At 69.0% G+C, this 25009-nt stretch carries 33 protein-coding genes and 1 tRNA gene; 16 read left to right on the forward strand and 18 right to left on the reverse strand.

Annotated elements, in window-relative coordinates; all coding sequences use genetic code 11:
- The first annotated feature begins 9 nt into the window (after window positions 1-9).
- Window positions 10-285 carry a hypothetical protein gene (locus tag TTH_RS09770; RefSeq protein ID WP_014510947.1) on the forward strand — a complete coding sequence of 92 codons (276 nt, stop codon included), beginning with the start codon at window positions 10-12 and terminating at the stop codon, window positions 283-285.
- On the opposite strand, the gene TTH_RS09775 is transcribed toward TTH_RS09770, so the two are convergent.
- Together TTH_RS09775 and TTH_RS09780 are read right to left on the reverse strand one after the other, a co-directional pair.
- Entirely contained in the window at window positions 282-845 is a 564-nt protein-coding gene (locus tag TTH_RS09775; protein ID WP_011173934.1) for a cob(I)yrinic acid a,c-diamide adenosyltransferase, read from the reverse strand. The genes TTH_RS09770 and TTH_RS09775 overlap by 4 nt on opposite strands.
- 59 nt (window positions 846-904) lie before the next feature.
- Window positions 905-981: transfer RNA gene (locus tag TTH_RS09780), tRNA-Arg, on the reverse strand.
- 43 nt (window positions 982-1024) lie between these two features.
- Between TTH_RS09780 and TTH_RS09785 the strand changes: the two genes are divergently transcribed.
- The gene (locus TTH_RS09785; RefSeq protein WP_014510949.1) at window positions 1025-1246 is read left to right on the forward strand and encodes a hypothetical protein; all 222 of its coding nucleotides are present in this window, start codon (window positions 1025-1027) and stop codon (window positions 1244-1246) included.
- Here TTH_RS09785 and TTH_RS11350 read toward each other — a convergent pair.
- On the reverse strand, window positions 1214-1363 hold the full coding sequence (locus tag TTH_RS11350) for a hypothetical protein (RefSeq protein WP_008633896.1): 150 nt from the start codon (window positions 1361-1363) through the stop codon (window positions 1214-1216). The two genes, TTH_RS09785 and TTH_RS11350, sit on opposite strands and share 33 nt — an antisense overlap.
- Before the next feature lie 30 nt (window positions 1364-1393).
- Here TTH_RS11350 and proB point away from each other — a divergent pair, with 30 nt between their 5' ends.
- Genes proB through TTH_RS09800 form a run of 3 tightly spaced genes read left to right on the forward strand, consistent with a single transcriptional unit; the run spans window position 1394 to window position 4601 of the window.
- A complete protein-coding gene (gene proB, locus TTH_RS09790) occupies window positions 1394-2506 on the forward strand; it encodes a glutamate 5-kinase (protein WP_008633899.1) in 1113 nt (370 codons plus the stop codon).
- A complete protein-coding gene (locus TTH_RS09795) occupies window positions 2503-3744 on the forward strand; it encodes a glutamate-5-semialdehyde dehydrogenase (protein WP_011229021.1) in 1242 nt (413 codons plus the stop codon). Before proB ends, TTH_RS09795 begins: the two co-directional genes overlap by 4 nt.
- 59 nt (window positions 3745-3803) lie before the next feature.
- The gene (locus TTH_RS09800) at window positions 3804-4601 is read left to right on the forward strand and encodes a YhjD/YihY/BrkB family envelope integrity protein (RefSeq protein ID WP_011229022.1); all 798 of its coding nucleotides are present in this window, start codon (window positions 3804-3806) and stop codon (window positions 4599-4601) included.
- Between the two features lie 89 nt (window positions 4602-4690).
- Here TTH_RS09800 and TTH_RS09805 read toward each other — a convergent pair whose 3' ends face one another.
- The 7 genes from TTH_RS09805 to TTH_RS09835 all read right to left on the reverse strand — a co-directional run bounded on the left by TTH_RS09805 (window position 4691) and on the right by TTH_RS09835 (window position 10925).
- Entirely contained in the window at window positions 4691-5953 is a 1263-nt protein-coding gene (locus tag TTH_RS09805; protein ID WP_011229023.1) for a cytochrome b, read from the reverse strand.
- A 9-nt stretch (window positions 5954-5962) separates the two neighbouring features.
- Entirely contained in the window at window positions 5963-6595 is a 633-nt protein-coding gene (locus tag TTH_RS09810; RefSeq protein WP_011229024.1) for a QcrA and Rieske domain-containing protein, read from the reverse strand.
- 8 nt (window positions 6596-6603) lie between these two features.
- A complete protein-coding gene (locus tag TTH_RS09815) occupies window positions 6604-7086 on the reverse strand; it encodes a DUF1129 domain-containing protein (protein ID WP_011229025.1) in 483 nt (160 codons plus the stop codon).
- A gap of 10 nt (window positions 7087-7096) precedes the next feature.
- Complete coding sequence (locus TTH_RS09820; protein WP_011229026.1) at window positions 7097-7828, reverse strand: c-type cytochrome; 732 nt, start codon at window positions 7826-7828, stop codon at window positions 7097-7099.
- A gap of 79 nt (window positions 7829-7907) precedes the next feature.
- The gene (locus TTH_RS09825) at window positions 7908-8675 is read right to left on the reverse strand and encodes a sugar phosphate isomerase/epimerase family protein (protein WP_164926101.1); all 768 of its coding nucleotides are present in this window, start codon (window positions 8673-8675) and stop codon (window positions 7908-7910) included.
- Window positions 8676-8685: 10 nt separating this feature from the next.
- The gene (locus tag TTH_RS09830) at window positions 8686-9729 is read right to left on the reverse strand and encodes an alcohol dehydrogenase family protein (RefSeq protein WP_011229028.1); all 1044 of its coding nucleotides are present in this window, start codon (window positions 9727-9729) and stop codon (window positions 8686-8688) included.
- Window positions 9729-10925 carry an ABC transporter substrate-binding protein gene (locus TTH_RS09835; protein WP_011229029.1) on the reverse strand — a complete coding sequence of 399 codons (1197 nt, stop codon included), beginning with the start codon at window positions 10923-10925 and terminating at the stop codon, window positions 9729-9731. The genes TTH_RS09830 and TTH_RS09835 overlap by 1 nt, the downstream gene beginning before the upstream one ends.
- A gap of 61 nt (window positions 10926-10986) precedes the next feature.
- Between TTH_RS09835 and rlmN the strand changes: the two genes are divergently transcribed.
- Window positions 10987-12054: a 23S rRNA (adenine(2503)-C(2))-methyltransferase RlmN gene (gene rlmN / locus TTH_RS09840; RefSeq protein WP_011229030.1), complete on the forward strand. Its 1068-nt coding sequence runs from the start codon at window positions 10987-10989 to the stop codon at window positions 12052-12054.
- Here rlmN and TTH_RS09845 read toward each other — a convergent pair.
- From TTH_RS09845 to prfA, 3 genes are all read right to left on the reverse strand, one after another.
- Window positions 12023-13186 carry an acyl-CoA dehydrogenase family protein gene (locus tag TTH_RS09845; RefSeq protein ID WP_011229031.1) on the reverse strand — a complete coding sequence of 388 codons (1164 nt, stop codon included), beginning with the start codon at window positions 13184-13186 and terminating at the stop codon, window positions 12023-12025. The two genes, rlmN and TTH_RS09845, sit on opposite strands and share 32 nt — an antisense overlap.
- A 105-nt stretch (window positions 13187-13291) precedes the next feature.
- Window positions 13292-13759, reverse strand: coding sequence for an NUDIX hydrolase (locus TTH_RS09850; RefSeq protein WP_011173948.1), 468 nt, complete (start codon window positions 13757-13759; stop codon window positions 13292-13294).
- Window positions 13759-14823, reverse strand: a complete 1065-nt coding sequence (gene prfA / locus TTH_RS09855; RefSeq protein WP_011173949.1) for a peptide chain release factor 1 — start codon at window positions 14821-14823, stop codon at window positions 13759-13761. Before prfA ends, TTH_RS09850 begins: the two co-directional genes overlap by 1 nt.
- 65 nt (window positions 14824-14888) lie before the next feature.
- Here prfA and TTH_RS09860 point away from each other — a divergent pair, with 65 nt between their 5' ends.
- Complete coding sequence (locus TTH_RS09860) at window positions 14889-15683, forward strand: ZIP family metal transporter (RefSeq protein ID WP_011229032.1); 795 nt, start codon at window positions 14889-14891, stop codon at window positions 15681-15683.
- Between the two features lie 17 nt (window positions 15684-15700).
- Here TTH_RS09860 and TTH_RS09865 read toward each other — a convergent pair whose 3' ends face one another.
- Window positions 15701-16285 (reverse strand): SCO family protein, encoded by a 585-nt coding sequence (locus TTH_RS09865; RefSeq protein WP_011229033.1) that lies wholly within the window; start codon window positions 16283-16285, stop codon window positions 15701-15703.
- Window positions 16282-16692: a copper chaperone PCu(A)C gene (locus tag TTH_RS09870; protein WP_011229034.1), complete on the reverse strand. Its 411-nt coding sequence runs from the start codon at window positions 16690-16692 to the stop codon at window positions 16282-16284. The genes TTH_RS09865 and TTH_RS09870 overlap by 4 nt, the downstream gene beginning before the upstream one ends.
- A 69-nt stretch (window positions 16693-16761) precedes the next feature.
- Between TTH_RS09870 and TTH_RS09875 the strand changes: the two genes are divergently transcribed.
- Genes TTH_RS09875 through TTH_RS09890 form a run of 4 tightly spaced genes read left to right on the forward strand, consistent with a single transcriptional unit; the run spans window position 16762 to window position 18608 of the window.
- Window positions 16762-17097 (forward strand): YbjQ family protein, encoded by a 336-nt coding sequence (locus TTH_RS09875; protein WP_014510966.1) that lies wholly within the window; start codon window positions 16762-16764, stop codon window positions 17095-17097.
- A complete protein-coding gene (locus TTH_RS09880) occupies window positions 17097-17540 on the forward strand; it encodes a hypothetical protein (RefSeq protein ID WP_011229036.1) in 444 nt (147 codons plus the stop codon). The genes TTH_RS09875 and TTH_RS09880 overlap by 1 nt, the downstream gene beginning before the upstream one ends.
- Complete coding sequence (locus TTH_RS09885; RefSeq protein ID WP_011229037.1) at window positions 17515-18111, forward strand: MazG family protein; 597 nt, start codon at window positions 17515-17517, stop codon at window positions 18109-18111. The genes TTH_RS09880 and TTH_RS09885 overlap by 26 nt, the downstream gene beginning before the upstream one ends.
- A 29-nt stretch (window positions 18112-18140) precedes the next feature.
- A complete protein-coding gene (locus TTH_RS09890; RefSeq protein ID WP_011229038.1) occupies window positions 18141-18608 on the forward strand; it encodes an NUDIX hydrolase in 468 nt (155 codons plus the stop codon).
- A 692-nt stretch (window positions 18609-19300) separates the two neighbouring features.
- On the opposite strand, the gene TTH_RS11570 is transcribed toward TTH_RS09890, so the two are convergent.
- A complete protein-coding gene (locus TTH_RS11570) occupies window positions 19301-19486 on the reverse strand; it encodes a hypothetical protein (protein ID WP_223966770.1) in 186 nt (61 codons plus the stop codon).
- On the opposite strand from TTH_RS11570, the gene TTH_RS09895 reads away from it, so the two are divergent.
- Entirely contained in the window at window positions 19428-20075 is a 648-nt protein-coding gene (locus tag TTH_RS09895; RefSeq protein WP_224065233.1) for a transposase, read from the forward strand. The genes TTH_RS11570 and TTH_RS09895 overlap by 59 nt on opposite strands.
- Before the next feature lie 193 nt (window positions 20076-20268).
- Complete coding sequence (locus tag TTH_RS09900; RefSeq protein ID WP_164926084.1) at window positions 20269-21393, forward strand: hypothetical protein; 1125 nt, start codon at window positions 20269-20271, stop codon at window positions 21391-21393.
- On the opposite strand, the gene argB is transcribed toward TTH_RS09900, so the two are convergent.
- Both argB and TTH_RS09910 read right to left on the reverse strand, forming a co-directional pair.
- Window positions 21390-22139, reverse strand: a complete 750-nt coding sequence (argB, locus tag TTH_RS09905) for an acetylglutamate kinase (protein WP_011229040.1) — start codon at window positions 22137-22139, stop codon at window positions 21390-21392. The two genes, TTH_RS09900 and argB, sit on opposite strands and share 4 nt — an antisense overlap.
- Window positions 22132-22623 carry a hypothetical protein gene (locus TTH_RS09910; RefSeq protein WP_011229041.1) on the reverse strand — a complete coding sequence of 164 codons (492 nt, stop codon included), beginning with the start codon at window positions 22621-22623 and terminating at the stop codon, window positions 22132-22134. The genes argB and TTH_RS09910 overlap by 8 nt, the downstream gene beginning before the upstream one ends.
- Window positions 22624-22640: 17 nt before the next feature.
- Between TTH_RS09910 and dnaX the strand changes: the two genes are divergently transcribed.
- The 3 genes from dnaX to TTH_RS09925 are packed head-to-tail and all read left to right on the forward strand — an operon-like array spanning window position 22641 to window position 24987.
- Entirely contained in the window at window positions 22641-24230 is a 1590-nt protein-coding gene (dnaX, locus tag TTH_RS09915; protein ID WP_011229042.1) for a DNA polymerase III subunit gamma/tau, read from the forward strand.
- A gap of 7 nt (window positions 24231-24237) precedes the next feature.
- Window positions 24238-24519 (forward strand): metal-sensitive transcriptional regulator, encoded by a 282-nt coding sequence (locus tag TTH_RS09920; RefSeq protein WP_008633933.1) that lies wholly within the window; start codon window positions 24238-24240, stop codon window positions 24517-24519.
- On the forward strand, window positions 24520-24987 hold the full coding sequence (locus TTH_RS09925) for an HD domain-containing protein (RefSeq protein WP_011173961.1): 468 nt from the start codon (window positions 24520-24522) through the stop codon (window positions 24985-24987). It begins immediately after the preceding gene.
- The last annotated feature ends 22 nt before the right edge of the window (window positions 24988-25009 follow it).

The raw sequence follows: 25009 nt of genomic DNA on the forward strand, positions 1-25009 counted from the left end.
GTGAAGGCCATGACCTTCTGGGTGAAGCCCAAAAGCTCCATAGAGGCCCTGCCCGAGGCCCAGGCCCTGGTCCGGGACCTCTTGGAGCTTTTCTACGAGTACTTCCCGGAGTACGAGGGGTGCTTGGGCTTTTCCCAGTCGCCCAGAAGGCCCCGCTACCTCTTCCTCTACATGGAAGGCCCCTGCGGGGGGCTCCTTCCCGCCGCCACCCGGTTTTTGCGGGAGCTCCTCGAGGCCGCCTTCCCCCAGGCCGAGGTGCGGGTCTACGGCAAGCCCTGGCCCTAGCGGCGCTTCTTCACCAGCCACCCCTCCTCCTTGATCCCCTCCCGGGCGTTCACCACCCGGGCCAGGACGAAGAGGAGGTCGGAAAGCCGGTTCAGGTAGCGGATCACCTCGGGGTTCACCGGCTCCTCCCGGCTCAAGGCCACCGCCTTGCGCTCGGCGCGGCGCACCACGGTGCGGGCGAGGTGAAGCGCGGCCGCCGCCGGGTGCCCTCCCGGGAGGATAAAGCCTTGGAAGGGGGGGCTTTCCTCCTGGTAGCGGTCAATGGCCTCCTCGAGGGCCCTCACGTCCTCGGCGTCCATGCGGGCGATGTTCTTCTCGTAGGGGCTTCCCATGCGGGTCGCGAGGTCCGCCCCCAGGTCAAAGAGGGCGTTTTGAAGGCGCTCCAGGAGGTCGTGGAGGTCCCGGTGCTTCCCGGGGAGGAGGCTTCGGGCGAGGCCGATGGCGCTGTTGGCCTCGTCCACGGTGCCGTAGGCCTCCACCCGGGGATGGGCCTTCACCACCCGCTCGGCCCCGTAAAGGCCGGTCTCCCCCGCGTCTCCTGTCCTGGTGTAGATCTTCATGGCCCCATTCTAGGGGTAAAGCGAAGCCCCCTGGGGTTCTCCCAGGGGGCTTCGGCCTTTGGCGGGCCCGGGAGGATTCGAACCCCCGACCTGCTGATCCGTAGTCAGCCGCTCTATCCAGCTGAGCTACGGGCCCAAGCCAACCTCAACCATAGCATGCCGGAAAGCCCCTGTCAATAATGGAAGGCGTGCGGGAAAGGCGCCTGGAAGCCCTCCTCCTCCAGGCCCTGGGACAAGAGCGCACCTTGGAGGAACTCCACGCCGCCCTCAAACCCCTGCACCCGGGCCTCACCAAGGCCCGCCTGTTCGCCCTCCTGGTGCGGCTGAAGCGGGAGGGGAAGGTGGCCTTCCAAGGGGGTCGCTTTAGGCTAGCGGGGAAAGACCAGGGTGCGGACCCCTAGGCCGTCCGAGAGCTGGACCTCAAAGGCTCCGCCCTGGGGAAGCCCCTCCAGGGCGAAGCGGCTCTCCCCACCCCGGTGCCAGAGGCCGAGGGCGGTGCGGGTGCCGTCTTCGGCCAAGTGGTGAGGGAGGTGCTATCCTGGGCCTTAATGCGCCCGGGGCTTTCGGCCAAGCGCCTGGTGGTCAAGGTGGGAAGCGCCGTCCTCACAGGGGAAAGGGGCCTGGACCTCGAGGCCATGGCCGAGATCGCCCGCCAGGTGGCCGCCCTGAGGGAGGAAGGCCGGGAGGTGGTCCTCGTCTCCTCGGGGGCGGTGGCGGCGGGAATGCGACGGCTCGGGCTAAAGGAGCGCCCCAAGGACATGCCCAAGAAGCAGGCCCTCGCCGCCCTCGGCCAGCCCCTCCTCATGGCCTTCTGGCAAGAGGCCTTCGCCCCCTTCGGCCTTCCCGTGGCCCAGGTCCTCCTCACCGCCGAGGACCTCTCCTCCAGGAGCCGCTACCTGAACGCCAAGGCCACCTTGCGGGCCCTCCTGGACCTGGGGGCCATACCCGTGATCAACGAAAACGACACCGTGGCCTTTGAGGAGATCCGCTTTGGGGACAACGACCAGCTCTCCGCCCGGGTGGCGGCCCTGGTGGAGGCGGGCCTCCTCGCCCTCCTCTCCGATGTGGACGCCCTCTACGAGGAGGACCCCAAGAAAAACCCCCAGGCCCGCCCCATCCCCGAGGTGGAGTCCGTGGAGGCGGTTTTGGCCCACGCCGGAGAGGAAAACCCGCTAGGAAGCGGGGGGATGAAGAGCAAGCTCCTCGCCGCCCGCATCGCCGGTAGGGTGGGGATCCCCACCCTGCTTCTCCCCGGGAAGCGGCCAGGGGTCCTCCTCCAAGCCCTCTCCGGGGCCCCCCTGGGCACCTACTTCCACGCGCGGCGGCGCTACCGGGGGGAAAAGGCCTGGCTTTTTGGCCTCCTCCGCCCCAAGGGGGAGCTCGTCCTGGACCGGGGGGCGGTGCGGGCCTTAAAGGAGCGGGGAGCGAGCCTGCTTCCCGCCGGGGTTAAGGAGGTGCGGGGGAGGTTCTCCCGGGGCGAGGCGGTCCGCCTCCTCTCGGAGGAGGGCGAGGAGGTGGGGGTGGGGCTCGCCAACTACGCCTCGGAGGAGATCGCCCGCATCAAGGGGCGGCGGAGCGCGGAGATTGAGGCCGTCCTGGGCTACCGCTACACCGAGGAGGTGGTCCACCGGGACCACCTCGCCTTGAAGGAGGAGGCATGACGGCAACAAGCCTTTGGGAACTGGCGGAGCGCGCGCGCAAGAGGCTTTCCGAGATCGCGAAGGGGAACCGGGACCGGGCCCTTCTCGCCATGGCGGACCTCCTCGAGGCCCGCTGGGAAGAGGTCCTGAGGGCCAACCGGGAAGACCTGGAGGAGGCGGAAAGAACGGGGCTTCCCAAGGCCAAGCTGGACCGGCTGGCCCTAAAGGAGAAGGACCTCAAGACCCTCACGGAGGGCCTGAGGCAGATCGCCCGCCTCCCCGACCCCCTGGGGCGGATAGAGGGCCTGGCCAAACGGCCGAACGGCCTGAGGGTGGGCAGGATGCGGGTGCCCCTGGGCCTCATCGGCTTCATCTACGAGGCGAGGCCCGGGGCCACGGTGGAGGCGGTCTCCGTGGCCCTGAAGGCGGGGAACGCCATGCTCCTCAGGGGGGGCAAGGAGGCCTTCCGCTCCAACCGGGCCCTGGTGGCCCTCTGGCACGAGGCCCTGGGAGAGGCGGGCCTTCCCGAGGAGGCGGTCACCCTCGTCCCCACCACCGACCGGGAGGCCGTCTTGGAGATGTGCCGATTGGAGCTCCTAGACCTCCTTATCCCGAGGGGAGGGGAGGAGCTTATAAGGCTTGTCCAAAGAGAGGCCCGGGTTCCCGTTTTGGCCCACGCCAAGGGGGTGAACCACCTTTACGTGGACAAGAAGGCGGACCTCTCCATGGCCCTCCGCCTCGCCCTAAACGGCAAGACCCAGCGCCCCGCGGTGTGCAACGCCCTCGAGACCGTCCTGGTGCACGAGAAGGTGGCGGAGGCCTTCCTCCCCAGGCTGGAAAAGGCCATGCGGGAAAAAGGGGTGGAGCTCAGGGCCTGCCCTAGGGCCCTTCCCCTCCTCAAAGAGGCGGTCCCCGCCCGGGAGGACGAGTGGGACCGGGAGTACCTGGACCTCGTCCTCAGGGTCAAGGTGGTCTCGGGGCTGGAAGAGGCCCTCGCCCACATCGCCCGCTACGGCTCCCGCCACACCGAGGCCATCTGCACCGAGGACCCCAAGGCGGCTTGGCGCTTCCTGGAGGAGGTGGACGCGAGCCTGGTCCTCTGGAACGCCTCCACCCGCTTCAACGACGGGTTTGAGCTGGGGCTTGGGGCGGAGATCGGCATCAGCACCTCCAAGCTCCACGCCTACGGCCCCATGGGGCCCATGGAGCTCACCACCCTCAAGTGGGTGGCCCTAGGGGAGGGCCAGGAGCGCACGTGAGGCGGGAAGGCTCCGTGGCCCGGGCCTGGGACCCCGAGGGCGCGGAGGGGTAGGGGGCCTTGCTTAGGCGCTTTTACCGCCTCTACCAGGAGGCCCACGTCCCCTTCTTCGCCGCGGCCCTCGCCTACTACGCCCTCCTCTCCCTCATGCCCCTCCTCTTCCTCCTGGTGGGCCTCTTCGGCTTCCTTCTCTCGGGAAACCCCGCCCTAAGGACCGAGGTCTTCCAGGCCCTCACCGAGCTCACCCTGGCCCTCTTCCCCGCCCGCCCCGAGATGGCCCAAAGCCTCCTGGACTTCCTCACCCGGGGCGCCTTCCCCCTGACCTTGGGAAGCGGCCTCCTCCTCCTCTGGTCGGGAAGCAACTTTTTCGCCGCCCTGAGCTACGCCCTGGGCCTGATCTTCGGCCGCCCGCCCGGGGTGCGAAGCCGCCTCCTCGCCCTGGTCACGCCCTTCCTTCTGGGCCTAGGCCTCATCCTCCTCGCCCTCCTCGGCCTCGCCCTGGGGTTTCTCGCCCGCTTCCTCCCCCAAGGGCTTCAAGGCCTCTTGGGGCCCTTGGAGGAACTCGTTCCCTTATCCACCGCCTTCCTCCTTTTTCTCCTCACCTACGCCCTCCTCCGGGGCAGCGGAGGCCTTAGGACCCTCCCTCCCCTCGCCGCCGGGGCGGGGGTGGCGACCCTCCTCTTTGAAGGCATCCGCCTCGGGCTCCCCAGGCTCCTCCCCCGCTCCCAGTACGAGCTCCTCTACGGCCCCTTGGCGGGCTTCGTCCTGGCCCTGCTCGGCCTCTACCTCATCCTCCTCGCCCTCCTCGTGGGCGCCGTGGCGGCGCGGGTCCTGGAAGAGGCCCGCGAGGCGGGCTGAGCCCGCCTCGCGGGACCGGGCGCAAGCCGGCACGGAACGGCGCGCAAAACCCCCACCGCGGCCGCGGTGGGGGCGAAGGCGGGCAGGGGCTAAAGGGCCTCTCCCTCCCGCGCCTTCCCGTAGAAGACCCGCATGAGCACGTAGGAAACCAGGAAGGTGAGGAGGGGCCCGCCCAGGACCAGGGTCCAGAGGACGGCGTTCTCGCCCAGGATGGAGCCCTGCTGCTGGAAGTCAATCTTGTACCCCGCGAGGCTCGCCATGAGGAAGAAGACGAGGAGGGCCAGGACGGCGCTGGTCCGCACGGGGTGCTCCGAGGGAAGCTCCATGTAGCGCATCTTGTCCTTGCGGGTGTCCACGAAGGGGAGAAGGACCGCCACCAGGCCGAGGATCCCGGGGACCACGACGCCCCCGATGAACTCCGGCCCGATGGTGGCCCCGAAGAGGCGGAACTCCCAGCTGGAGGGGATGATCTGGAGCAGCCCGTAGAGCCAGAGGAAGTACCAGTCGGGCTTCACCTGGGGGGTCTGGGGCGTGGGCGGGCCAAAGGCCTCCACGGGGTGGGCCAGGAAGGCACCGGCGATGATGGTCAGGATGCCCACGTAAAGGGCGAAGAGGATGAGCATCATGACCATCTGCTGAGGGTACATGGGCACGCCCAGGATCTTCCCCGGGGCCACGCGCTCGGCGTAGCGGGGCTGGGTGTGCTTCTGCTTGATCATGATGGCGAGGTGGAGCCCGATGAGGGCCATGAGCCCGAGGGGAAGCCAGAGGACGTGGAGGCTAAAAAGCCTAGGGATGGACTTCTCCGAGCCCGGGAACTCCCCGGCGAACATCAGGTCGGCCAGGGCGCCCCCGATCCACGGGATGGAGTGGGCGATGCCGTAGCCGATGCGGGTGGCGGTCACGGCGTAGTTGTCGTAGGGCAGGGCGTACCCGGTGAAGGCGGTGACCACGGTGAGGCCCAGAAGGCCGAGGCCCACCAGGTAGTTGAGCTCCCGGGGCTTCTTGTAGGCCCCCGAGAGGAGGATCCGGAGCATGTGCAAAAAGGCCGCGGCGATCATCACGTGGGCCGACCAGTGGTGGAGGCTCCGGATCACGGCGCCGAAGGGGAGGCTGTCTATGTAGAGGACGCTGGCGTAGGCCGCGGGCACGGTGCGCCCGTCGGCAAGCCGCACCTCCCGGATGGAAGGCTCGTAGTTCAACGTGAGGAAGACCCCGGTGAGGACCAGGACCACGAAGGCGAAGAGGGTGATCTCCCCGAGGAAGAAGGAGTGGTGGACGGGGAAGGCCTTGCGCAAAACCTTGTGGTATAGGCCCCTGAGGTCTAAGCGCTCGTCAAGCCACCGGTACATGCTTCCCTCCTAGACCCTCCAAGTGTAGGCCCCGGCGCTCGCCTGGACCCCCACCGGACCCAAAAACTCCCCGGCCGCCACCAAGACGCCGTCCTCCACCCGCACGGGAAGCTGGGGGACGGGCCTGGGCGGGGGTCCGGCGATGACCTGGGCGCCGTGCCTGAGGTCGTACACCCCTCCGTGGCAGGGGCAGAGGGCGGCCTCCTCGTCCGCCACCCACTGGCTCACGATGCACCCCAGGTGGGTGCAGACGGCGGAGTAGGCCACCACGCCCTCCGCGGCGTGCTGGGCCACCTCGGGGGCAAGCTCCTCGGGGTCAAAGCGGGCCACCAGGAGGGTGTTCTTGGCCTCGCCGCTTTTGACCACCTTGGTCTTGGGGTCCATGGGGTAGGCGAGGACGAAGGGGTCCCCCGGCTTGAGCTCCTCGAGGCGGATGGGCTTGGGCTCCCCGCCCCCCTGGGCGTAGACCAGGATGTCCCCGGGCTTCAAAGGCTCCTTCTCGGGGGTCACCTCCTCCCGGGGCCTGAGGCTTGCCCCCACGTAGAAGGCGGAGACCAGGGAGAGGCCGATGCCGGTGCCGATGACCGTCTTCAGGAAAAGCCGCCTACGGGATTGGCGCAAGCGGACTTCGCGCTCGTCCATGCTTCACCTCACCAGGGAAACTCGCTCTTCTCCTCCTCGGTGATCACCTCTTCCCGGCCGAAGAAGCGGCGGTAGATCCCGAAGAGGGCCGCCACCACCAGGCTGATGGACCCGAAGATGAGGCCCTGGAGCCAGGTGGGGTTGTGCCCGGTCTGGGCGGCGTAGACGAGAAGCCGCACGAAAAAGCCGGAAAGGGCGGTGAGGAGGAGGACCAGGATGACGCCCGCGGCCACGGGGGCGGTGGAGGGGGTGGGAAAGTGGCGGCCCGGGCGGAGCTCTATACCCTCAAGCCAGTAGGAGACCAAGCCCATGAGCCCGTAGAGAAGCAGGACCGCCCCGAAGGCCATGAGCCCGATCTGGCCCACGGAAAGCTCCTGGGGGACGTGGCCCAGGAGGCGGGCGATGTGGCGGCCGTCCAGGTAGGCGGCGTAGAAGAGGCCGGCCGCCAGGATCAGGGCAAAGGTGGGCAGGATGGGGTCGTTGCGGTACATCCTCCCTCCTTTACTCCACGGGGCCGAAGCTGTTGCCGAAGCTGTTGCGGATGTAGGTGGCCACGGCGATGAGCTCCTCCTCGCTGAAGTTGGCCCCCACGGCGGGCATGGCCCCACGGCCGTTCTTGACGATGTCAAGGATCATCTGGGCGTCCTGGAGGTTGGGGTTGCCCGCCAGGGCGGGGAAGGCGGGGGGCATGCCCTGGCCGTTCGCCTGGTGGCAGGCGGCGCAGTTCGCCTCGTAGATGGCCTTGCCCTTCTCCATGAGGGCGGGGTCCACCCCCGCGGGCGCCGCCGCCTCCTGGCCACCCCCGTGGGCCTGGGCCTCCTGGGCGGGCGGGGCCACCTCCTCCGCGATCCGCTCCGCGGCCGGAGAGAGGGCGAAGTAGCTCCAGATGCCGCCCAGCACCACCACGGCGGCCACGGCGTACCAGAGGGGGTTGAAGCGGGGGGTTTCCACGGGGAGCTCCGGCTCGCCCACGTGCATGCGGAGCTCCACCTCCCCCGCCACCTCGCCCCCCTCGTCCACGCCGAGGACGAGGACGTCGGGGTAGTTATTGACGGTGAAGGGGATGACCCGGATCTCCTGGCCTCCGCCGCGGAAGTGGGTCACCACCCTCAGGGTGTGCTCCCCGTCGGGGAGGTTCCGGGTGTCCAGCTTCCACCGATAGGGGGGCTCTTTCAGCACGGCGACAGGCTCCGTCCCCTGGTCCAGGTAGACTTCAATACGGTCTACGATCATCTCGCCTCCCTCTCGTGAAAAGGGGCGCAAGACCCCACCTCACCACTATACGACCCCTCGGCCAAGGACAGATGTCCCGTCACGGGGCGAGGAGGGCGGCAAGCCGCTCCACGCTCCGCCGCACCCCCTCGGGGCCGCCCACCACCTCCAAGGCGGCCGTGCCGGAAAACCCCCGGAGGAAGGGGGCAAGCCCCTCCCAGGGGACGCGCCCCGAGCCCACGGGGAGGTGGTCGTCCCGCCGCCCGTGGTTGTCGTGGAGGTGGAGGTGGAGAAGCCGGTCCCCCAGGGCCTCGAGGTAGCGGAAAGGCCCCTTGGGCCCGAGCTCCACCAGGGCGTGCCCCACGTCCAGGCAGAACCCGAAGTGGGGGTGGCGCTCCAGAAGGCGGCGGAGTTCCTCCGGACCCCGGACGAGGTCCTGCTCCCAGAGGGCCAGGTTCTCCAGGGCCACGGGGATGGGCGGGTCGCGGAGGAGGGCGAGGGTCTCCTCCAGGGCCTCCCAGGCAAGCCGCTCCGCCACGGGGTGGCGCACGGGGATGAGGCCCGTGTGCAGCACCCCCACCTTCGCCCCCAAGGCCTCCCCGAACTCCAGGGCCCGGAGAAGCCGCTCCTGGGAGAGCTTGCGGACGCTCGGGATGAGGCTCGCCGGGTTCAGCTCCACGAAGGGGAGGTGGAGGGTGAAGCCCACGCCCAAGGCCTCCCCCGTGGCCCTAAGCTCCCGCGCCCCCGGAAGGGGAAAGGCTTCGTGGAGGTCGTAGGCCACCTCCAGGTCCAGGCCGAGCTCCGCCGCCAAGGGAAAGGCGGCCTCGTAGTCCAGCTCCGCGTTGAAGGGGGTAAAGCCGAGGCGCATCCTTCCCATGCTACCCCTTATAGGGCTCCAAGGCCTCGGGGAGGTGGTAGACCACGAGCTTGCCCACGTGCCGCTTCTCCAAAAAGGCGGCCTGGGCCTCCGGGAGCCGTTCCAAGGGCCAGACCCCGGCCACCACGGGGGAGAGCCTTCCCTCCTCCACGGAGCGCACCAGGCGGCGGAGGATCTCGGGAGGGACGAGGCCGGAGCCCCTAAGGGTGAGGTTGCGGAGGTAGAGGTCCCTCAGGTCCAGGTCCGCCTTGGGTCCGGCGATGGCCCCCGAGGTCACGTAGGCGCCGCCGGGGCGCAGGGCCTCGAGGAGGGCGGGGAACAGGGAACCCCCCACCACGTCGGCCACGGCGTCCACGTGGGGCCTCCCCGGGGCGGCCTCCAGGGCCTTTGGGAGGTTTCCGGGGCTCCGGGGAAGGCAGACGTCCGCCCCCAAAGCCCTCAGGGCCTCGTGCTTTTCCGGGCTCGCCAGGGCCACCACCCGGGCCTTGCGCAGCTTGGCCAGCTGGACCAGGAAGACCCCCACCCCGGCGCGCTCCAGCATCCCCTCCGCCGTGGTCCCGGAGCAGGCCAAGGTGGCGAGGGCCACGCTGGGAAGGGGGCTTTCCACGGGAACGACGTTCGCCTCGGGCACCACGCAGTGGTCGGCGAAGCCGCCGTCCACCTCGGAGCCCACGTAGCGGGCCTTCATGGGGTTCCAGGGCTCCTCGGGGTCGCGGATCCAGTTGTCCACCACCACCCTGCGGCCCAGCAGCCTGGGGTCCGCCCCCTCCCCCACCCGGTCCACCACCCCCACGATGTCCGAGCCCTGGATGAGGGGGAAGCGGACCCGGCCGGACCAGGTGCCCACCTCCACCCCGAAGCCCTCCCCCTGGGTGGGGGCCTGGACCTCCCGGGCGTACCGGCCCACCCGGGTGTTCACGTCCACGGTGTTCAGGCCGCAGGCGTGGACGCGGACCTCTTTGGGGCCGGGCTCGGGGATGGGCCAGCCGGTGACGAAGCGGTGGCGGTCTAAGCCTCCGTGGCCGGTGAGGAGAAAGGCCCGCATCACCGCATCGCCTCCGCCTTCCGCTGGGCCTCCTCCAGGGCCTTTCGCGGGGGAACCCCGCCCTTGAGGCTCCGCTCCAGGGCCTCGGCGAGGACGCGGGCCCAGGCGGAGAACTGGGAAAGACGGGGGCGCTCCTGGGCGTGGGCGACCTGCTCAAAGGCCACCTTGCGGAAGGGGTTCTCCCGGTAGAAGCCCTCGAGGAGGGGGAGGGCGCTTTTGCGCAGGGGCACGTAGTAGCTCGCCTCCACCCAGCGGGCCACGTTCTCCGGCTCCATGAGGTACTTCCAGAAGGCCACCGCCCCCCGCACCTGGGCCTCGGAGGCCCCCTTCAGGACCACGAGCTGGGCCCCGCCCATGGGCACCTTCCCTCCCTCCTCCCGGGGCACGGGGGCCACCCCCAGGGCGAAGGCGAAGGAGAAGTTCTCGGCGGCGGGCCAGTTGGCGATGGAGGCCATGACCATCATCCCCTTGGTGCGCACGAAGTCCAGCTGGGCGAAGGTGGCCTCGGCCATGCTGCGCACGGAAAGGGCCCCGGCCTCCTTGAGGCGGTAGAGCATCTCCAAGGCGGCCACGGCCTCCCTGGAGGTGAAGTTGGGCCGGTCGTCCTGCACCAGGCTTCCCCCCCGGCTCGTCACCATGGCCTCAAAGAGCCAGGCATGGGGGTCGGTGACGAAGATGAAGCCCTTGGCGGCGCGGGAGGTGAGGGCGAGGGCGGTCCTTTCAAAGGCCCGCCAGTCCCGGGGGGCCTCGAGGCCCTTCGCCCGGAACACGTCCAGGTTGTAGAAGAGGACCGGGGTGGAGGTGTTGAAGGGGAGGCCAAAGCGCCTCCCCCCCACCACCCCGTAGTTCCAGGCGGGCGCGAAGAGGTCGGCCACGAAACCGGGGTCCAGGTCCAGGTAGGCCTCCAGGGGAAGGGCCTGCCCCTCGGCCACGAGGCGGGGGAAGAAGGAGAGCTCCGCCTGGAAGAGGACGGGGCCGCTCCCCGCCCGGAGGGCGGCCACCAGCTTGGTCTCCGCCTCTTCGTAGGTCCCCTGGTACCGGGGAAGGACCCGGTAGCGGTCCTGCCGGGCGTTGAACTCCTGGGCGAAGGCGGCGATGAGCCTCCCCGCCGGGCCGTCCATGGCGTGCCAGAAGGGCACGTCCACCTGGGCGAAGGCGGAAAGGCCCAGAAGCGCCAAGGGAAGAAGCTTCCGCATGGCCCGGATTCTACTACCCTTCTCGGCTACAATGGGAGGGTCTCGGCTACAATGGGAGGGTATGGCCGCTTCCCACGCCCTCAAGCCCATCCTGGAGCTTCTCCCCGAGGAGCTTCCCGGCGAGGGCTACCGCAGGGCCCAGATCGCCCACTGGCTCTATGCCAAAGGGGCGCGGGACTTCTCGGAGATGACCGACCTGCCCAAGGCCCTGCGGGAGGCCTTGGCGCGGGAGTGGCGCCTCTCCGAGTTCAGCCTGGTCCAGGCCTTCCCGAGCCAAGACGGAAGCGTCAAGTACCTCTTCACCCTTCTGGACGGCAAGAAGACCGAGGCCGTCTACATGCCCTACGAGAACCGGAAGACCGTCTGCCTCTCCACCATGGTGGGGTGCCCGGCGGGGTGCACCTTCTGCGCCACCGGGGCTTTGGGCTTCGGGCGGAACCTCACCGCGGCGGAGATCCTGGACCAGCTCCTCACCATCGCCTACCACCAGGGCCTCTCCCCCAGGGAGATCCGGAACGTGGTCCTGATGGGGATGGGGGAGCCCCTCCTCAACCTGAGGAACGTCCTCAAGGCGGTCCGGATCATGCTGCACAAGAAGGCCCTTGCCCTAAGCCCCAGGCGCGTCACCCTCTCCACCGTGGGCATCCCCAAGGGGATCTACCGCCTCGCCGAGGAAGACCTCGGGGTGCGGCTCGCCCTCTCCCTCCACGCCCCGGACGACGAGACCCGCAGGAAAATCATCCCCACCGCCCACCGCTACCCCATCGCCGAGATCATGGAGGCCGTGCGCCACTACCACGCCAAGACCAAGCGGCGGGTCACCTTTGAGTACACCCTCCTCAAAGGGGTGAACGACCACCTCTGGCAGGCCAGGCTCCTCGCCAAGCTCCTCAAGGGCCTGAGCGCCCACGTGAACCTCATCCCCTTCAACCCCTGGGAAGGGGCCCCGGTGGTGGGGACGCCCAGGGCGGGCGTCCTGGCCTTCGCCGAGGAGCTAAAGCGCCTCGGCGTCCCCACCTCCATAAGGTGGAGCCGGGGCCAGGACGTGGGGGCGGCCTGCGGCCAGCTCGCCCTGAAGGTCCCCCGGCCCCTGACCCTCACACCGCTTCCAGGAGGCGCCGGGCGATGACCAGCTTCAGGATCTCGCTCGTCCCCTCGCCGATGCGGGTCAGGCGGGCGTCCCGCCAATAGCGCTCCACGGGGTAGTCCTTGACGTACCCGTACCCCCCCAGGATCTGGATGGCCTCGTCGCAGGCCTTCACCGCCGCCTCGCTGGCGAAGAGCTTGGCCTGGGCGGCCTCGAGGGTAAAGGGCCTTCCCGCGTCCTTGAGCTCCGCCGCCTTGAGGTAGAGGAGCCTCGCCGCCTCCAGCTCCGTGGCCGCCTCCGCGAGCTTGAAGGAGACCCCCTCAAACTCGGCGATGGGCCTGCCGAAGGCCTCCCGCCCCTTGGCGTACGCCAGGGCGTAGTCCAAGGCGGCCTGGCCCAGGCCCACGGCCATGGCGGCGATGCCGATCCTGCCCCCGTCCAGCACCCTTAAGACGTCGTAGAAGCCTTTTCCCCGCTCGCCCAAAAGGGCCTCCTCGGGCACGAAGAGGTCCTCCAGGATTAGCTGCGCCGTGTCCGAGGCGGTGAGGCCAAGCTTCTCCTCCTTCCGCCCCACCTTTAGCCCCCGCTCGGGGCGGAAGAAGGCGAAGGCGGAGATGCCCTGGTGCTTCCGCTCGGGGCTTGGAGGGGGGTCGGTGCGGGCCATGACGACGTAGACCCCGGCCACGCTCCCTTGGGTGATGAACTGCTTGGTGCCGTTGAGCCGCCACCCCCCCTCCACCTTCTCCGCCTTGGTCTTGAGGGCGGCGGCGTCCGAGCCCGAGCCGGGCTCCGTGAGGCCCCAGGCCCCCAGGGCCTCCCCCGAGGCGAGCTTGGGAAGGAAGGCCTCCTTCTGCGCTTCGCTCCCCGCGAGGAGGATGTGCCCCGTGGCCAGGGAGTTGTGGCTCGCCACGGTGAGGGCGAGGGCGCCGTCGTAATAGGCGATGGCCTCCACCATGCGGGCGAAAAGCCTGGTGGAAAGCCCCGCACCCCCGTAGGCCTCAGGCACCAGCGCCCCGAAGACGCCGAACTCGGCGAGCTTCCGCACCAGGTCCCAAGGGAAGGCCCCCGTCCGGTCCCGCTCCGCCGCCCCCGGGGCCACCTCCGCCTTTAGGAACTCCCGAAAAGGCCCCAGGACCTGCCGCTCCTCCGCGCCTTCCTCAAACCAGAGGCCCATGGGGGCATTATATAACTCCCAAACGACCGCCTGCAAAAAAGCGTCAGGTTTAAGGCCCCCGCCTCCCCGCCCGTGAGCCCCCGGGAACCCGCCGCGGTGGGGTACCTAGACCACGACCCCCGGGGCGTGCCAGCCGGCGTAGGCGTAAAACCGGCCCCGCTCCCCCCGCAGGTAGGCCCTCAGGGGCTCGAGGAGGGGGAGGTGCCCCTTGAGCCTCTCCTCCACCTCCTCCAGGGTGAAGAAGCGGGCCTCCACGATGTGCCCGTCGGGGTCCCTGGGGTTCAAGAGCCCCTCGTAGGTGGCCCGGAAGGCCATGGCCAGGGTGCGCTCGTTCTTGCGGCGGTCCTCCACCTGGATCACGTAGGCCAGGTGCTCCACGGACCGGACCCGAAGCCCCGTCTCCTCCCGCACCTCCCGCACCAGGGCCTCCACGGCCGTCTCCCCGGGCTCCACCGTCCCCCCGGGAAGGGTGTAGCGCACCCGGCCCCGGCGGCCCCAGTCGTTGCCCACGAGGAGGACCCGGCCCCGGCTGTCCAGGAGGATGGCCGCCGCCACCAGGATCTCCCGGCGCATCACCCTTCCGCCAGCGCCGCGAGCTGGCGCTCCTGGTCGGCCCGCTTGAGCGCCTCCAGGATGGGGGTCAGGTGGCCGGAGAGGACGCCCTCGAGGTCGTGGGTGGTGAACCCGATGCGGTGGTCCGTGACCCGGGACTGGGGGAAGTTGTAGGTGCGGATCTTCTCCGAGCGCTCCCCGGTGCCGATCTGGGCAAGGCGGGTCTTCCGGAGCCTTTCCGCCTCCTCCGCCCGCTTCATCTCCAGGAGACGGCTTCTTAGGATCATGAGGGCCTTCTCCCGGTTCTTGATCTGGCTGCGGGAGTCCTGGCAGGTGACCATGATCCCCGTGGGCAGGTGGACCACCCGCACCGCCGAGTCCGTGGTGTTCACCCCCTGCCCCCCGGGCCCCGAGGCCCGCATCACGTCAATGCGGATCTCGTCCATGTTGAGGGCGAAGTCCTCCTCCTCCGCCTTGGGGAGGACGGCCACCGTGGCGGTGGAGGTGTGGATCCGCCCCTGGGTCTCGGTGACGGGCACCCGTTGCACCCGGTGGACCCCGCTCTCGTACTTGAAGGTGCCGTAGGCCCCCGGGCCCCGCACCTCAAAGACCACCTTGGAGAAGCCCCCGAGGTCCGTGGGGTGGGAGTCCAGGACCTCCGTCTCAAAGCCCATCTCCTCGGCGAAGCGGAGGTACATGTTGAAAAGGTCGCGGGCGAAGAGGGCGGCCTCCTCCCCTCCCGTCCCCGCCCGGATCTCTACGATGGCGTCCCTTTCGTCCATGGGGTCCTTAGGCAGGAGGTGGCGCTCCAGCTCCTTCTCCAGGGCCTCCTTGCGGGCGAGGAGGGCCTCCCGCTCCGCCTTGGCCATCTCCTTGAGCTCGGGGTCGTCAAGAAGGCTTTCCGCCTGCTCCAGGTCCTCCAGCACCTTCCGGTACTCCCGGATGAGGCCGATCACCTCCCCCATCTCGGCGTAGCGGCGGGAGAGGCTCTGGTAGCGCCCCTTGTCCTTCAGCACCTCCGGGTCGGAGAGGAGCGCCTCCAGCTCCCGGTACTCTTCCTCTAGGCGGTCAAGCTTGTCCAGCATACCTGTTTCCAGGATAGCGCACCCGGCCCTTGACCCCGGTTTTAGGTTAGCCTAAACTCGGGGGCATGGAGCCCTTTCTCCTCTACGCCCTGCTGGGCGGCCTCTTCACCTGGGGCCTCACGGCGGTGGGGGCGGCGAGCGTCTTCTTCGCCAGGGAGCCGAGCCGTAAGCTTCTGGACGCCATGCTGGGCTTCGCCGCCGGGGTGATGCTTGCGGCGAGCGTCTTCTCCCTCCTCGTCCCCGGGATGGAGATGGCGGAGGCCCAGGGGAAAAACCCCATTTTCCCGGCGGTGGTGGGGTTTCTCCTGGGCGGGGGGCTTATCCGGCTTCTGGACCGCTACCTGCCCCACGTCCACCTGGGCCCCAAGGACGCCCCCGAGGGGCTCAAGACCCTCTGGCGCCGCACCACCCTCCTGATCCTCGCCATCGCCCTGCACAACTTCCCCGAGGGCCTGGCCGTGGGGGTGGCTTTTGGGGCTGCGGGGCTGGACCCCACGGGCGCCGCCACCCTGGGCGGGGCCATCGCCCTCGCCTTGGGCATCGGCCTCCAGAACCTCCCCGAGGGGCTCGCCATCGCCTGGCCCTTGCGGCGGGTGGGGATCGGGGCGGGCCTCGCCTGGTTCTACGGGCAACTCTCCGCCATCGTGGAGCCCCTGGGCGCGGTGCTCGGGGCCCTCCTCGTGGCCCAGATGATGGCCCTCCTTCCCTACCTCATGGCCATGGCGGCGGGGGCCATGGTCTTCGTGGTGGTGGAGGAGGTGATCCCGGAAAGCCAGGCGGAGGGAAACGGGGACACCGCCACCTTCGGGGTCATGACGGGCTTCGCCCTGATGATGGCCCTGGACGTGGCCCTGGGCTGAGCGCCGGGGCGAAGCCCTTAAAGAAGGGCCTGAAGGTCCGCCACCACCCTGTCCGTGGCCTCCGCCTTGTCCGGGCTATAGAGGAGGACGAGCCTCCCCTCCTTCACCACGAAGGTGGTGGCGGTGTGGTCCACCAGGTACTCCCCCGGGCCCCGGTACTGGCTCTTCTGGTAGAAGACCCCGAAGGTCTGGGCCGCCTCCCGAACCGCCTCCGGGCTTCCCGAAAGCCCGAGGAAGCTCGGGTGGAAGGCCTTGGCGTAGCGGTCGGCGACCTCCGGGGGGTCCCGCTCGGGGTCCACGCTCACGAAGATCACCTGGACACGCTCCTGGGCCTTCGGGGGGAGTTTCTCGTAGGCCCGCTTGAGGGCGAGGAGGGTGGTGGGGCAGACGTCGGGGCAGCGGGTGAAGCCGAAGAAGAGGAGGACCACCTTGTCCTGGAACTGGGAGAGGCGCACGGGGCCTTGGGGGCCTTCCAGGGCGAAGTCCACAGGCTTGGGGTTGAGAAGCCTCGTGCCGTAGAAGGTGTGCCCCCGGGGAAGGAGGAGGTAGGCCAGGGCCAAGAGGGCAAGGACCAGAAGGAAGGCGGGCAGGAGCCTCTTCATCGCGCCTCCACGGGAAGGACCACCTTAAGGACCTTCCCCCCGGCGAAGAGGAGGTCAAGCTCCACCTCCTCCCCTGCCTTTAGGGGCCGCTTCAGGCCGAGGAGCATGAAGTGGTACCCCCCGGGCTTGAGCTCCACCCGGCCCTTGGGCGGGACCTCGAGGAAGGGCACGGGGCGCATCCCCATCACCTTTTTCCCCTCCACCTCCCGCATAAAGGTCTCGTGGAGCTCCACCCGCTCGGCCACGGGCGTCCTCGCCCCCACGAGGCGGAGGGGGAGGTCCCCGGGGTTCTCCAGGGTGAGGTACGCCGCGGCGTTGGGGCCGGGGGAGAAGCGGACCCAGCCCTCCCGGACCACCTGGGCCGAGGCCAAGGCCAGCAGAAAAAGGAGTCCGATCCAGCGCCTCATGCCCCCCACTATAGGGAAGGCCCTTGGGACAAACGTACCTCCCGGAGGGGTGCAAGTAGGATGGGGGTTATGGAGATCCTGGTGTCCACCCTCGAGGCCGTCCCCGGGTACCGGGTCGCCCAGGTCCTGGGCGTGGTGAAGGGGAGCACGGTGCGCTCCAAGCACCTGGGCAAGGACCTCCTGGCGGGCCTCCGCACCCTGGTGGGCGGGGAGCTCCCCGAGTACACGGAGATGCTCCAGGAGGCCCGGGAGGTGGCCGAGGCCCGGATGCTGGAGGAGGCGAGGCGGCTTGGGGCCCACGCCGTCCTCGGCGTGCGCTACGCCACCGCGAGCGTCATGCAAGGGGCGGCGGAGATCCTGGTCTACGGGACGGCGGTCCGGCTGGAGCCCGCCCGGGAGGTCTAGTGCGCCACGCCGCCCTCTTCCTCATCCTCCCCTTCTTCCTCCAGCTTTTGGGCCTGGGGGACACCCCCTTGGGCGGGGGGCTTTGCGGCGAGGTCTTCCGGGTGCAAGACCCCGCCTTCGCCCTGAAGACCCCGGGCTTCTGGTACGGCCTCCTCTTCATGGTCCTCCTGGCCTTGGAGCTGGGCTACGGCCTTTCCCTCCTCCTCCTTCCCCTTTTGGAGGTGCGCCCGGGGAAAGGGTGGGTGAGGGCGGGGCGCTACCTGGTGGGGACGCTTTTTCTCCTCTTCCTCCTCACCCGCACCACCGGCCTCCCCACGCCGGGCCCCGGGGGCTGGACCCTGGAACCCGCCCCCCTAGACCCCCTCTCCCTCCTCCTCGTGGGGCTTTCCCTGGCGGGGGGATTGCTTCTTAAGGAGAATGGAGAGCATGGAGCGGCTTCTTGAGGTGATGCGCCGCCTGAGGGGGCCCGGAGGATGCCCCTGGGACCGGGCCCAGACCCACGAGAGCCTCGTCCCCTACCTCTTGGAGGAGGCCAGCGAGGCGGCGGACGCCCTCCTCGAGGGAAACCCCCAGGAGATGGCCGAGGAGCTCGGGGACGTCCTCCTGCAGGTGGCCTTCCACAGCGTCATCGCCGAAGAGGAGGGGCGCTTCACCTACGGGGACGTGGAGCGCGCCATCGTGGAGAAGCTCATCCGCCGCCATCCCCACGTCTTTGGGGAGGCCGAGGCCAGGACCCCGGAGGAGGTGAAGGCCCGCTGGGAGGACCTGAAGGCCAAGGAGGGCAAGAAGGAGGACCCCTGCGGCCTGCTCAAGGGGCTTCCCACCTTGCTCCGAGCCTACGAGCTCCAGCGGAAGGGGATAGACCCGGGAAGCGAGGAAGGCCTGAGGAAGGCCCTGGAAGAGGGCGACCTGGAGGAAGCGCTTTGGCACCTGGTGGGGCTTTTCGCCGCCAAGGGGATGGACCCCGAGAGCGCCTTAAGGAAGCGCTCCCTCAAAGCCTGCCGGCAGGGCTAGAGCCCCCGCCCGGCTTCCGCCTGGCGGCGGTGGCCGTGCCCCTTCTGGGGGAGCACCTCCTCTTCACCTTAAGGAGCCCCCGCCTCCCCACCCACGCCGGCCAGGTGAGCTTCCCCGGGGGGGTGGTGGAGCCCGGGGAAGGGGTGGTGGAGGCGGCCCTGAGGGAGGCCGAGGAGGAGGTGGGGCTAAAGGGGGTGGAGCCTTTGGGCTTCCTCTCCCCCACCTACTCCCCCCAGGGCTTCCTGGTCCAGCCCGTGGTGGTCTTCCGGGAAGACCTGCCCCCCCTGAAGCCCAACCCCGAGGAGGTGGCGGAAATCCTCCTCGCCCCCCTGGGGGAGCTTCTAGAAGTGGAGCCCTGGAGCGAGGTGCGATTAGGCCGCATTGTCTGGCACTTCCCCTGGCGGGGGGTGGACATCTGGGGGGTGACGGGGAATATCCTGAAGGCGTTCCTGGAGGTGTGGCGTGAAGGGAAAAGCCCCCCTCACGAGCTTCTCTAAGGGGGCTTCTGTAGTCCAATGAGGGGCCGGAGGTCTATCCCCAAAGGGGTGGCCTCCAAAGCTCAGGGTACTTCATAGGAACCGCTCACGCCGGCCTCTTGCCGGTCTAGGTTAGGGGTATTCGCCCGCACAATCCTTATGTTCCCACTTGTCGCCAGTATTTCCAAAATGTTCTGGGCAGAGAATAGGGTGCTTGCCGAGTAAGAAGCGTTTACTCCGGAGGGCGGTCGTGCTCCGTTGAACCCAACGCTAGACAAATCTGGGACAATGTAGCTATTCCGTTGGCCTAGCCACCCAAGCGAGGTGAAGGCGCTTATTGTTTGCCAGGAAGCGCTGGGATCTGGTTTCCAAGATACAGAAAAGTTATAGCCAATCAAACCCGTTCCATTGGCGCCCTTGCTTACCTCAAGGGGTGTATACCGGTTAAATCTGGTTTGAAGTCTTCTGGGCTTGCCTTGCAAAGGTCAGGAGGACGGGTGTATATCTCTCTCCTGATGGGCAAGCGAGGCTTCCTTCGCAGGGAGGCAAGCCCCAAGGAGGTCCTGGAACACTGCCTGCGCCTGGCCCGGGAGGTGGCCCCTCCCACCCCCAAAGGCAAGCGGGGCCGCCCCTGGCGCTACAGCCACGCCCTTTACCTGGCCCTCCTTCTCTTCCGCGCCTTCTTCCACCTCACCTACCGCGAGACGGAGGCCTCACTCCAGGACCTGATGGAAGGCCCCTTCCCTTCCCACCAGTCCCTGGCCCGCTACGCCCTCAAGCACCTGGACCCCAAACTCCTTGAGGCCCTCCTGGAGAGGCTTTCCCGGGAACTGGAGGCCCATCTCGCCCCGGAGTCCTCGCCGGAAGGCGAAGCGGCTTCGGACGAGGCGCCGGCACACCTGGCGGCGCTTTCCCCCCCTCTACCTCATGGACACCACGGGGCTGGCCTACCGGAGCAAGGACCGGCTTCTCCGCTTTCGTCGGGGGAAGGAGGTGCGGCGGGTGCGGGGGCACGCGCGGCTTCTGGCCCTGATGCGGTGGGATAGGGAGAGGCGGCTCTTGTGGCCCTGGGGTGGAGTGGTGGGGGAGGGCTACGCCCCGGACCCCCGGCTTGGGGGGGAGGTGCTGAGGCGGTTTCCTCCTTCCCGGGGGTGGCTTTTGGCGGACGCGGGGTTTGACGGGAAGGAGGTGTGGGGGGTTTTGGGGGAGGCGGGGGTGCGGCCGGTGATCCGGCTTCGGGGCGGGGGCGAGGCCAGGGAGGAGGCGCGGGTGCGGGCGCGGGAGGGGTGGGACCCCGAGGTGTACCGGTTTCGCGGGGTGGTGGAGGGGGTGTTTGGGGGGATGAAGACGCGGCTGGGTGGGGGGTACCTTTGGGAGCGGAAGCCTTGGACGGCCATGGCGCGGGCGCTTTTGGAGCTCATCGCCTACGGCCTTAGGGTTCTTCTCTCCCTTCTCCCGCCCCCTCCGGGGTACAAGGCAATTTACTAGGCAAGCCCAAGTCTTCTTGACACGCCTTTGGGGGTCGGGATATTATATTTTTCCTAAGGGAGGCATAAATATGGGGAAGCTTAACCGCCGCGATGTGATCAAAGGCCTGGGGATGGCTGCAGCCAGCCTTGCTGCCGCCCAGCGGGGCCTTCAGGCTCGCGCCGCTCCCTCCAGGATAGTGTGGTCCCCCTACGTGGTCTTTCTTAACGCCAACGCCAAGGCCTTCATCGTGGACACACGCACCGACCAGGTGGTGGCCAGCCTGGACACCGCTCGAGGGGCTACTTTGGGCAGCATGACCCCGGACGCCAAGAAGGTGTACGTGAGCGGGGCGGGGGAAGGGGAAACCCGGGTGGTGATCCTTGACCTGGAGAACCTGCGCGTGGCCAAGGTGCTAGAGACCGGAAACCGCCCCAAGCACGGCCTCGTGAGCCCCGACGGCCGCAGGGTGGGCGTGGATCACTGGGCTTTGAGCGGGGGTAAGCTTCGCCTGACCTTCATCCGAACCGAGGACGACACGATTGAAAAGGTTCTAGATATACCGGTTACCAACCAGCCCAAGGGCGTTACCTCCATGCACAACGCCTGGAGCTGGGACAGCCGGTACTTCTTCAGCGTGGACCGGGTGGACGACAGGCTAGTGGTGGTGGACACCGCCGACTGGTCGGTGCGGACCTTTTCCGCTCCCAGCGTTCCCCACTACCCCGTGGTAAGCCCGGACGGCAAGGAGCTTTGGCTCGTCCACGAGGGCAACGATCGGGTCCGCCCGGGTATCGCGGTCTACGACCTCACACGGCCCGACCTTCCCATCGTTGCCCAGGTGGAGATGCCCCTCATCGGGGAAGATGCCGTAGAGGCGCACCACGGGAACTTCACCCAGGACGGCCGTTACTTCATGGCTTTGAACCGGGGTCCTGGGAACAACCTGCGCGGCCGGGAGGTGGCCTTTTTCAGCCCCCGTACCAAGCGGTTGGTCCACCGCCTTACCTGCGCCAGCACCGGGGTGGGGCACGCCTACAACTCTCCCGACGGACGCCGGGTCATTGCCACTAACTATGGCAACAACGTTATCACCGTTATTGACCTCCTGGGTTTGCGCACCCTTAAGGACCTGGTCATCGGCAAGGGGCGCATGGGACATGTGGTCTTCACGCCCGACGGCCGCTTCGCTTACCTTTCCAATGCGGACGGCAATCTCTACAAGCTGGACATGCGCTCCCTAACGGTGGTCAAGGTCATAGAAACGGGCCAAACCAACGGGGGAGGGCAGGTACTCAACGTCTGGACCAACGTTTTTGAGGAGCTACCCCGGGGCTAGGAGGGGCTAAAGAGGGTGCCTCCTTCCCCTGAGAGAAGCCTGCGCAAGACCCCCCTCTCCCCCTTGGCCACGGCCGCCCAGGGGGCCCCCGCCCTGAGGGCGGCGAGGGCCGCCTCCACCTTGGGGATCATGCCCCCTTGGATCACGCCCTCCTCCTTCAGGGCCTCCACCTCTTTTGGGGTGAGCCGGGGGAAGCGGGTCTTCGGGTCCTTGGGGTTCCGGTAGACCCCTTCCACGTCGGTGAGGAAGACCGCGGGCCACCCCAAGGCCCCGGCCACGGCCCCCGCGGCGGTGTCGGCGTTGACGTTTAGGGGACCTTCCTCGTCCAGGGCGATGGGTGCGAGAAGGGGGGTGTAGCCCTTCTCTAGGAGGTCCAGGAGGAGGCCCACCTCCACCCCCACCACCTCCCCCACGCGGCCGAGCTCCGGAAGGGCCCTCCCCCTTAGGCAGAGGGCGTCCCGCCCCGAGAGGGCGAGGGCCTTCCTTCCCCTTCGGGAAAGCCCCCAGGCCAGGCGCTTCCCCGTGAGGTAGAGGGCCATCTCCACCACCTCCAACTGCTCCGGGGGGGTGACCCTCAGCCCCCCCACGAAGCGGCTCTCGTACCCCAGGCGCTTCAGCCACTCCCCGATCTCGGGGCCGCCCCCGTGGACCAGGACCAGGGGGCCGGGGTAGGCGGCGAGCTCCTCCAGCAGGGCCTCCGCCCCCCTCAGGCTTCCCCCCACCTTCACCAAAAGGGCCTCACTCAAGGTAGACCACCTCCTCGGGCAAACCCCCCTCCTCCTCGGCCTCCAGGAGGTCCAAAAAGCCCAGGAGGGCGTGGTCCGGGTGGAGGCCGAAGAAGTTGGCCAGGGCCCGGACGGCGTGCTCCGGGGGCAGGGCCTTGGCCCTTTCCAGGAGGGGCCTTAGCTCCTCCGGGGCCCGCAGGGCCTCCCCGAGCTCCGGGCCTTGCCGGAGCTCCGCCACCACCCCCTTCCCTTCCGCCAGGAGAAAGAGAAGGTCCTCCTCCGCTTGGACCCAGAAGGCCAGGGCCTTGCCCAGCCCGGAAAGCTCGCGCAGGAAGGAGCGCACCGCCTCGAGGTCTTCCTGGGCCTCGAGGGCCTCGTGGTAGAGGCTGGTCCAGGGGGGGTCGGGGACCAGGTAGACCCCGGCCCCTCCCGTGCGCCCCTTTACCCAGGCCGCCACCTCCTCCAGGGGGGCCTTGGCGTGCAAGGAGAGGAAGCTCCGCACCACGCCCTATACTAGCCCTTGTGAGCGCCCTCTACCGCCGCTTCCGCCCCCTCACCTTCCAGGAGGTGGTGGGGCAGGAGCACGTGAAGGAGCCCCTCCTCAAGGCCATCCGGGAGGGGAGGCTCGCCCAGGCCTACCTCTTCTCCGGGCCCAGGGGCGTGGGCAAGACCACCACGGCGAGGCTCCTCGCCATGGCGGTGGGGTGCCAGGGGGAAGACCCCCCTTGCGGGGTCTGCCCCCACTGCCAGGCGGTGCAGAGGGGCGCCCACCCGGACGTGGTGGAGATTGACGCCGCCAGCAACAACTCCGTGGAGGACGTGCGGGAGCTGAGGGAAAGGATCCACCTCGCCCCCCTCTCTGCCCCCAGGAAGGTCTTCATCCTGGACGAGGCCCACATGCTCTCCAAAAGCGCCTTCAACGCCCTCCTCAAGACCCTGGAGGAGCCCCCGCCCCACGTCCTCTTCGTCTTCGCCACCACCGAGCCCGAGAGGATGCCCCCCACCATCCTCTCCCGCACCCAGCACTTCCGCTTCCGCCGCCTCACGGAGGAGGAGATCGCCTTTAAGCTCCGGCGCATCCTGGAGGCCGTGGGGCGGGAGGCGGAGGAGGAGGCCCTCCTCCTCCTCGCCCGCCTGGCGGACGGGGCCCTTAGGGACGCGGAAAGCCTCCTGGAGCGCTTCCTCCTCCTGGAAGGCCCCCTCACCCGGAAGGAGGTGGAGCGCGCCCTAGGCCTCCCCCCCAGGGAGGCCCTGGCCGAGATCGCCGCCTCCCTCGCGAGGGGGAAAACGGCGGAGGCCCTGGGCCTCGCCCGGCGCCTCTACGGGGAAGGGTACGCCCCGAGGAGCCTGGTCTCGGGCCTTTTGGAGGTGTTCCGGGAAGGCCTCTACGCCGCCTTCGGCCTCGCGGGAACCCCCCTTCCCGCCCCGCCCCAGGCCCTGATCGCCGCCATGACCGCCCTGGACGAGGCCATGGAGCGCCTCGCCCGCCGCTCCGACGCCTTAAGCCTGGAGGTGGCCCTCCTGGAGGCGGGAAGGGCCCTGGCCGCCGAGGCCCTGCCCCAGCCCACGGGCGCTCCCTCCCCAGAGGTCGGCCCCAAGCCGGAAAGCCCCCCGGCCCCGGAACCCCCAAGGCCCGAGGAGGCGCCCGACCTGCGGGAGCGGTGGCGGGCCTTCCTCGAGGCCCTCAGGCCCACCCTACGGGCCTTCGTGCGGGAGGCCCGCCCGGAGGTCCGGGAAGGCCAGCTCTGCCTCGCTTTCCCCGAGGACAAGGCCTTCCACTACCGCAAGGCCTCGGAACAGAAGGCGAGGCTCCTCCCCCTGGCCCAGGCCCATTTCGGGGTGGAGGAGGTCGTCCTCGTCCTGGAGGGAGAAAAAAAAAGCCTGAGCCCAAGGCCCCGCCCGGCCCCACCTCCTGAAGCGCCCGCACCCCCGGGCCCTCCCGAGGAGGAGGTAGAGGCGGAGGAAGCGGCGGAGGAGGCCCCGGAGGAGGCCTTGAGGCGGGTGGTCCGCCTCCTGGGGGGGCGGGTGCTCTGGGTGCGGCGGCCCAGGACCCGGGAGGCGCCGGAGGAGGAACCCCTGAGCCAAGACGAGATAGGGGGTACTGGTATATAATGGGGGCATGACGCGGACCACCGACCTCGGACAAGAGACCGTGGACAACATCCTCAAGCGCCTCCGCCGTATTGAGGGCCAGGTGCGGGGGCTCCAGAAGATGGTGGCCGAGGGCCGCCCCTGCGACGAGGTCCTCACCCAGATGACCGCCACCAAGAAGGCCATGGAGGCGGCGGCCACCCTGATCCTCCACGAGTTCCTGAACGTCTGCGCCGCCGAGGTCTCCGAGGGCAAGGTGAACCCCAAGAAGCCCGAGGAGATCGCCACCATGCTGAAGAAGTTCATCTAGATGGGTCGGCTTCGGGGGCGCCTCCGGCGCCTCCTCCGGGCCCTTCTCGCCCAGGAGGCGCCGGACGACGCCTTCGCCCTGCGCTTCCTGGAGGGGGAGGAACGGGAGCTCTACCTCGCCATGGACCCCCGGGACCGGGCCCACGGGGTGCGGGTGGCGAGGAGGCTCCTTAAGGCCTACCCCGAGGCCCCGGGCTACGCGGTGCGGGCCGCCCTCCTCCACGACGCGGGGAAGGCGGTAAGGCCCTACCGGACCTTGGAGCGGGTCCTCGCCGGGCTCTTCGCCCCGCCCCTCCCCCCCTACCCCCTCCGGCGGGGCCTCCTCGGGGCCTTCCAGGTGCGCCGCCACCACCCCCTCTACGCCGCCCAGAGGATCCGGGACCCCAGGGTGCGGGCTTTGGTCCTCGAGCACCACGCCCCCAAAAGCCTCTGGGGGCGGAGGCTTCACGAGGCGGACCGGGAGGAATAGCCCTAGCCAGGCCGCCCCCTTT

It is taken from the genome of Thermus thermophilus HB8, from assembly GCF_000091545.1.
Lineage (GTDB): Bacteria > Deinococcota > Deinococci > Deinococcales > Thermaceae > Thermus > Thermus thermophilus.

Coding starts and splice junctions, on each gene's coding strand:
- TTH_RS09920 (WP_008633933.1), top strand. CDS start 24,238: ATGACGCGGACCACCGACCTCGGACAAGAGACCGTGGACAACATCCTC.
- TTH_RS09865 (WP_011229033.1), bottom strand. CDS start 16,285: ATGAAGAGGCTCCTGCCCGCCTTCCTTCTGGTCCTTGCCCTCTTGGCC.
- TTH_RS09785 (WP_014510949.1), top strand. CDS start 1,025: ATGGAAGGCGTGCGGGAAAGGCGCCTGGAAGCCCTCCTCCTCCAGGCC.
- rlmN (WP_011229030.1), top strand. CDS start 10,987: ATGGCCGCTTCCCACGCCCTCAAGCCCATCCTGGAGCTTCTCCCCGAG.
- TTH_RS09820 (WP_011229026.1), bottom strand. CDS start 7,828: ATGATCGTAGACCGTATTGAAGTCTACCTGGACCAGGGGACGGAGCCT.
- TTH_RS09850 (WP_011173948.1), bottom strand. CDS start 13,759: ATGCGCCGGGAGATCCTGGTGGCGGCGGCCATCCTCCTGGACAGCCGG.
- TTH_RS09770 (WP_014510947.1), top strand. CDS start 10: ATGACCTTCTGGGTGAAGCCCAAAAGCTCCATAGAGGCCCTGCCCGAG.
- TTH_RS09885 (WP_011229037.1), top strand. CDS start 17,515: ATGGAGAGCATGGAGCGGCTTCTTGAGGTGATGCGCCGCCTGAGGGGG.
- TTH_RS09860 (WP_011229032.1), top strand. CDS start 14,889: ATGGAGCCCTTTCTCCTCTACGCCCTGCTGGGCGGCCTCTTCACCTGG.
- proB (WP_008633899.1), top strand. CDS start 1,394: ATGCGCCCGGGGCTTTCGGCCAAGCGCCTGGTGGTCAAGGTGGGAAGC.
- TTH_RS09825 (WP_164926101.1), bottom strand. CDS start 8,675: ATGCGCCTCGGCTTTACCCCCTTCAACGCGGAGCTGGACTACGAGGCC.
- TTH_RS09875 (WP_014510966.1), top strand. CDS start 16,762: ATGGAGATCCTGGTGTCCACCCTCGAGGCCGTCCCCGGGTACCGGGTC.
- TTH_RS09925 (WP_011173961.1), top strand. CDS start 24,520: ATGGGTCGGCTTCGGGGGCGCCTCCGGCGCCTCCTCCGGGCCCTTCTC.
- TTH_RS09870 (WP_011229034.1), bottom strand. CDS start 16,692: ATGAGGCGCTGGATCGGACTCCTTTTTCTGCTGGCCTTGGCCTCGGCC.
- TTH_RS09835 (WP_011229029.1), bottom strand. CDS start 10,925: ATGCGGAAGCTTCTTCCCTTGGCGCTTCTGGGCCTTTCCGCCTTCGCC.
- TTH_RS09830 (WP_011229028.1), bottom strand. CDS start 9,729: ATGCGGGCCTTTCTCCTCACCGGCCACGGAGGCTTAGACCGCCACCGC.
- TTH_RS09775 (WP_011173934.1), bottom strand. CDS start 845: ATGAAGATCTACACCAGGACAGGAGACGCGGGGGAGACCGGCCTTTAC.
- TTH_RS09805 (WP_011229023.1), bottom strand. CDS start 5,953: ATGTACCGGTGGCTTGACGAGCGCTTAGACCTCAGGGGCCTATACCAC.
- TTH_RS09815 (WP_011229025.1), bottom strand. CDS start 7,086: ATGTACCGCAACGACCCCATCCTGCCCACCTTTGCCCTGATCCTGGCG.
- TTH_RS09810 (WP_011229024.1), bottom strand. CDS start 6,595: ATGGACGAGCGCGAAGTCCGCTTGCGCCAATCCCGTAGGCGGCTTTTC.
- prfA (WP_011173949.1), bottom strand. CDS start 14,823: ATGCTGGACAAGCTTGACCGCCTAGAGGAAGAGTACCGGGAGCTGGAG.
- TTH_RS09795 (WP_011229021.1), top strand. CDS start 2,503: ATGACGGCAACAAGCCTTTGGGAACTGGCGGAGCGCGCGCGCAAGAGG.
- TTH_RS09845 (WP_011229031.1), bottom strand. CDS start 13,186: ATGGGCCTCTGGTTTGAGGAAGGCGCGGAGGAGCGGCAGGTCCTGGGG.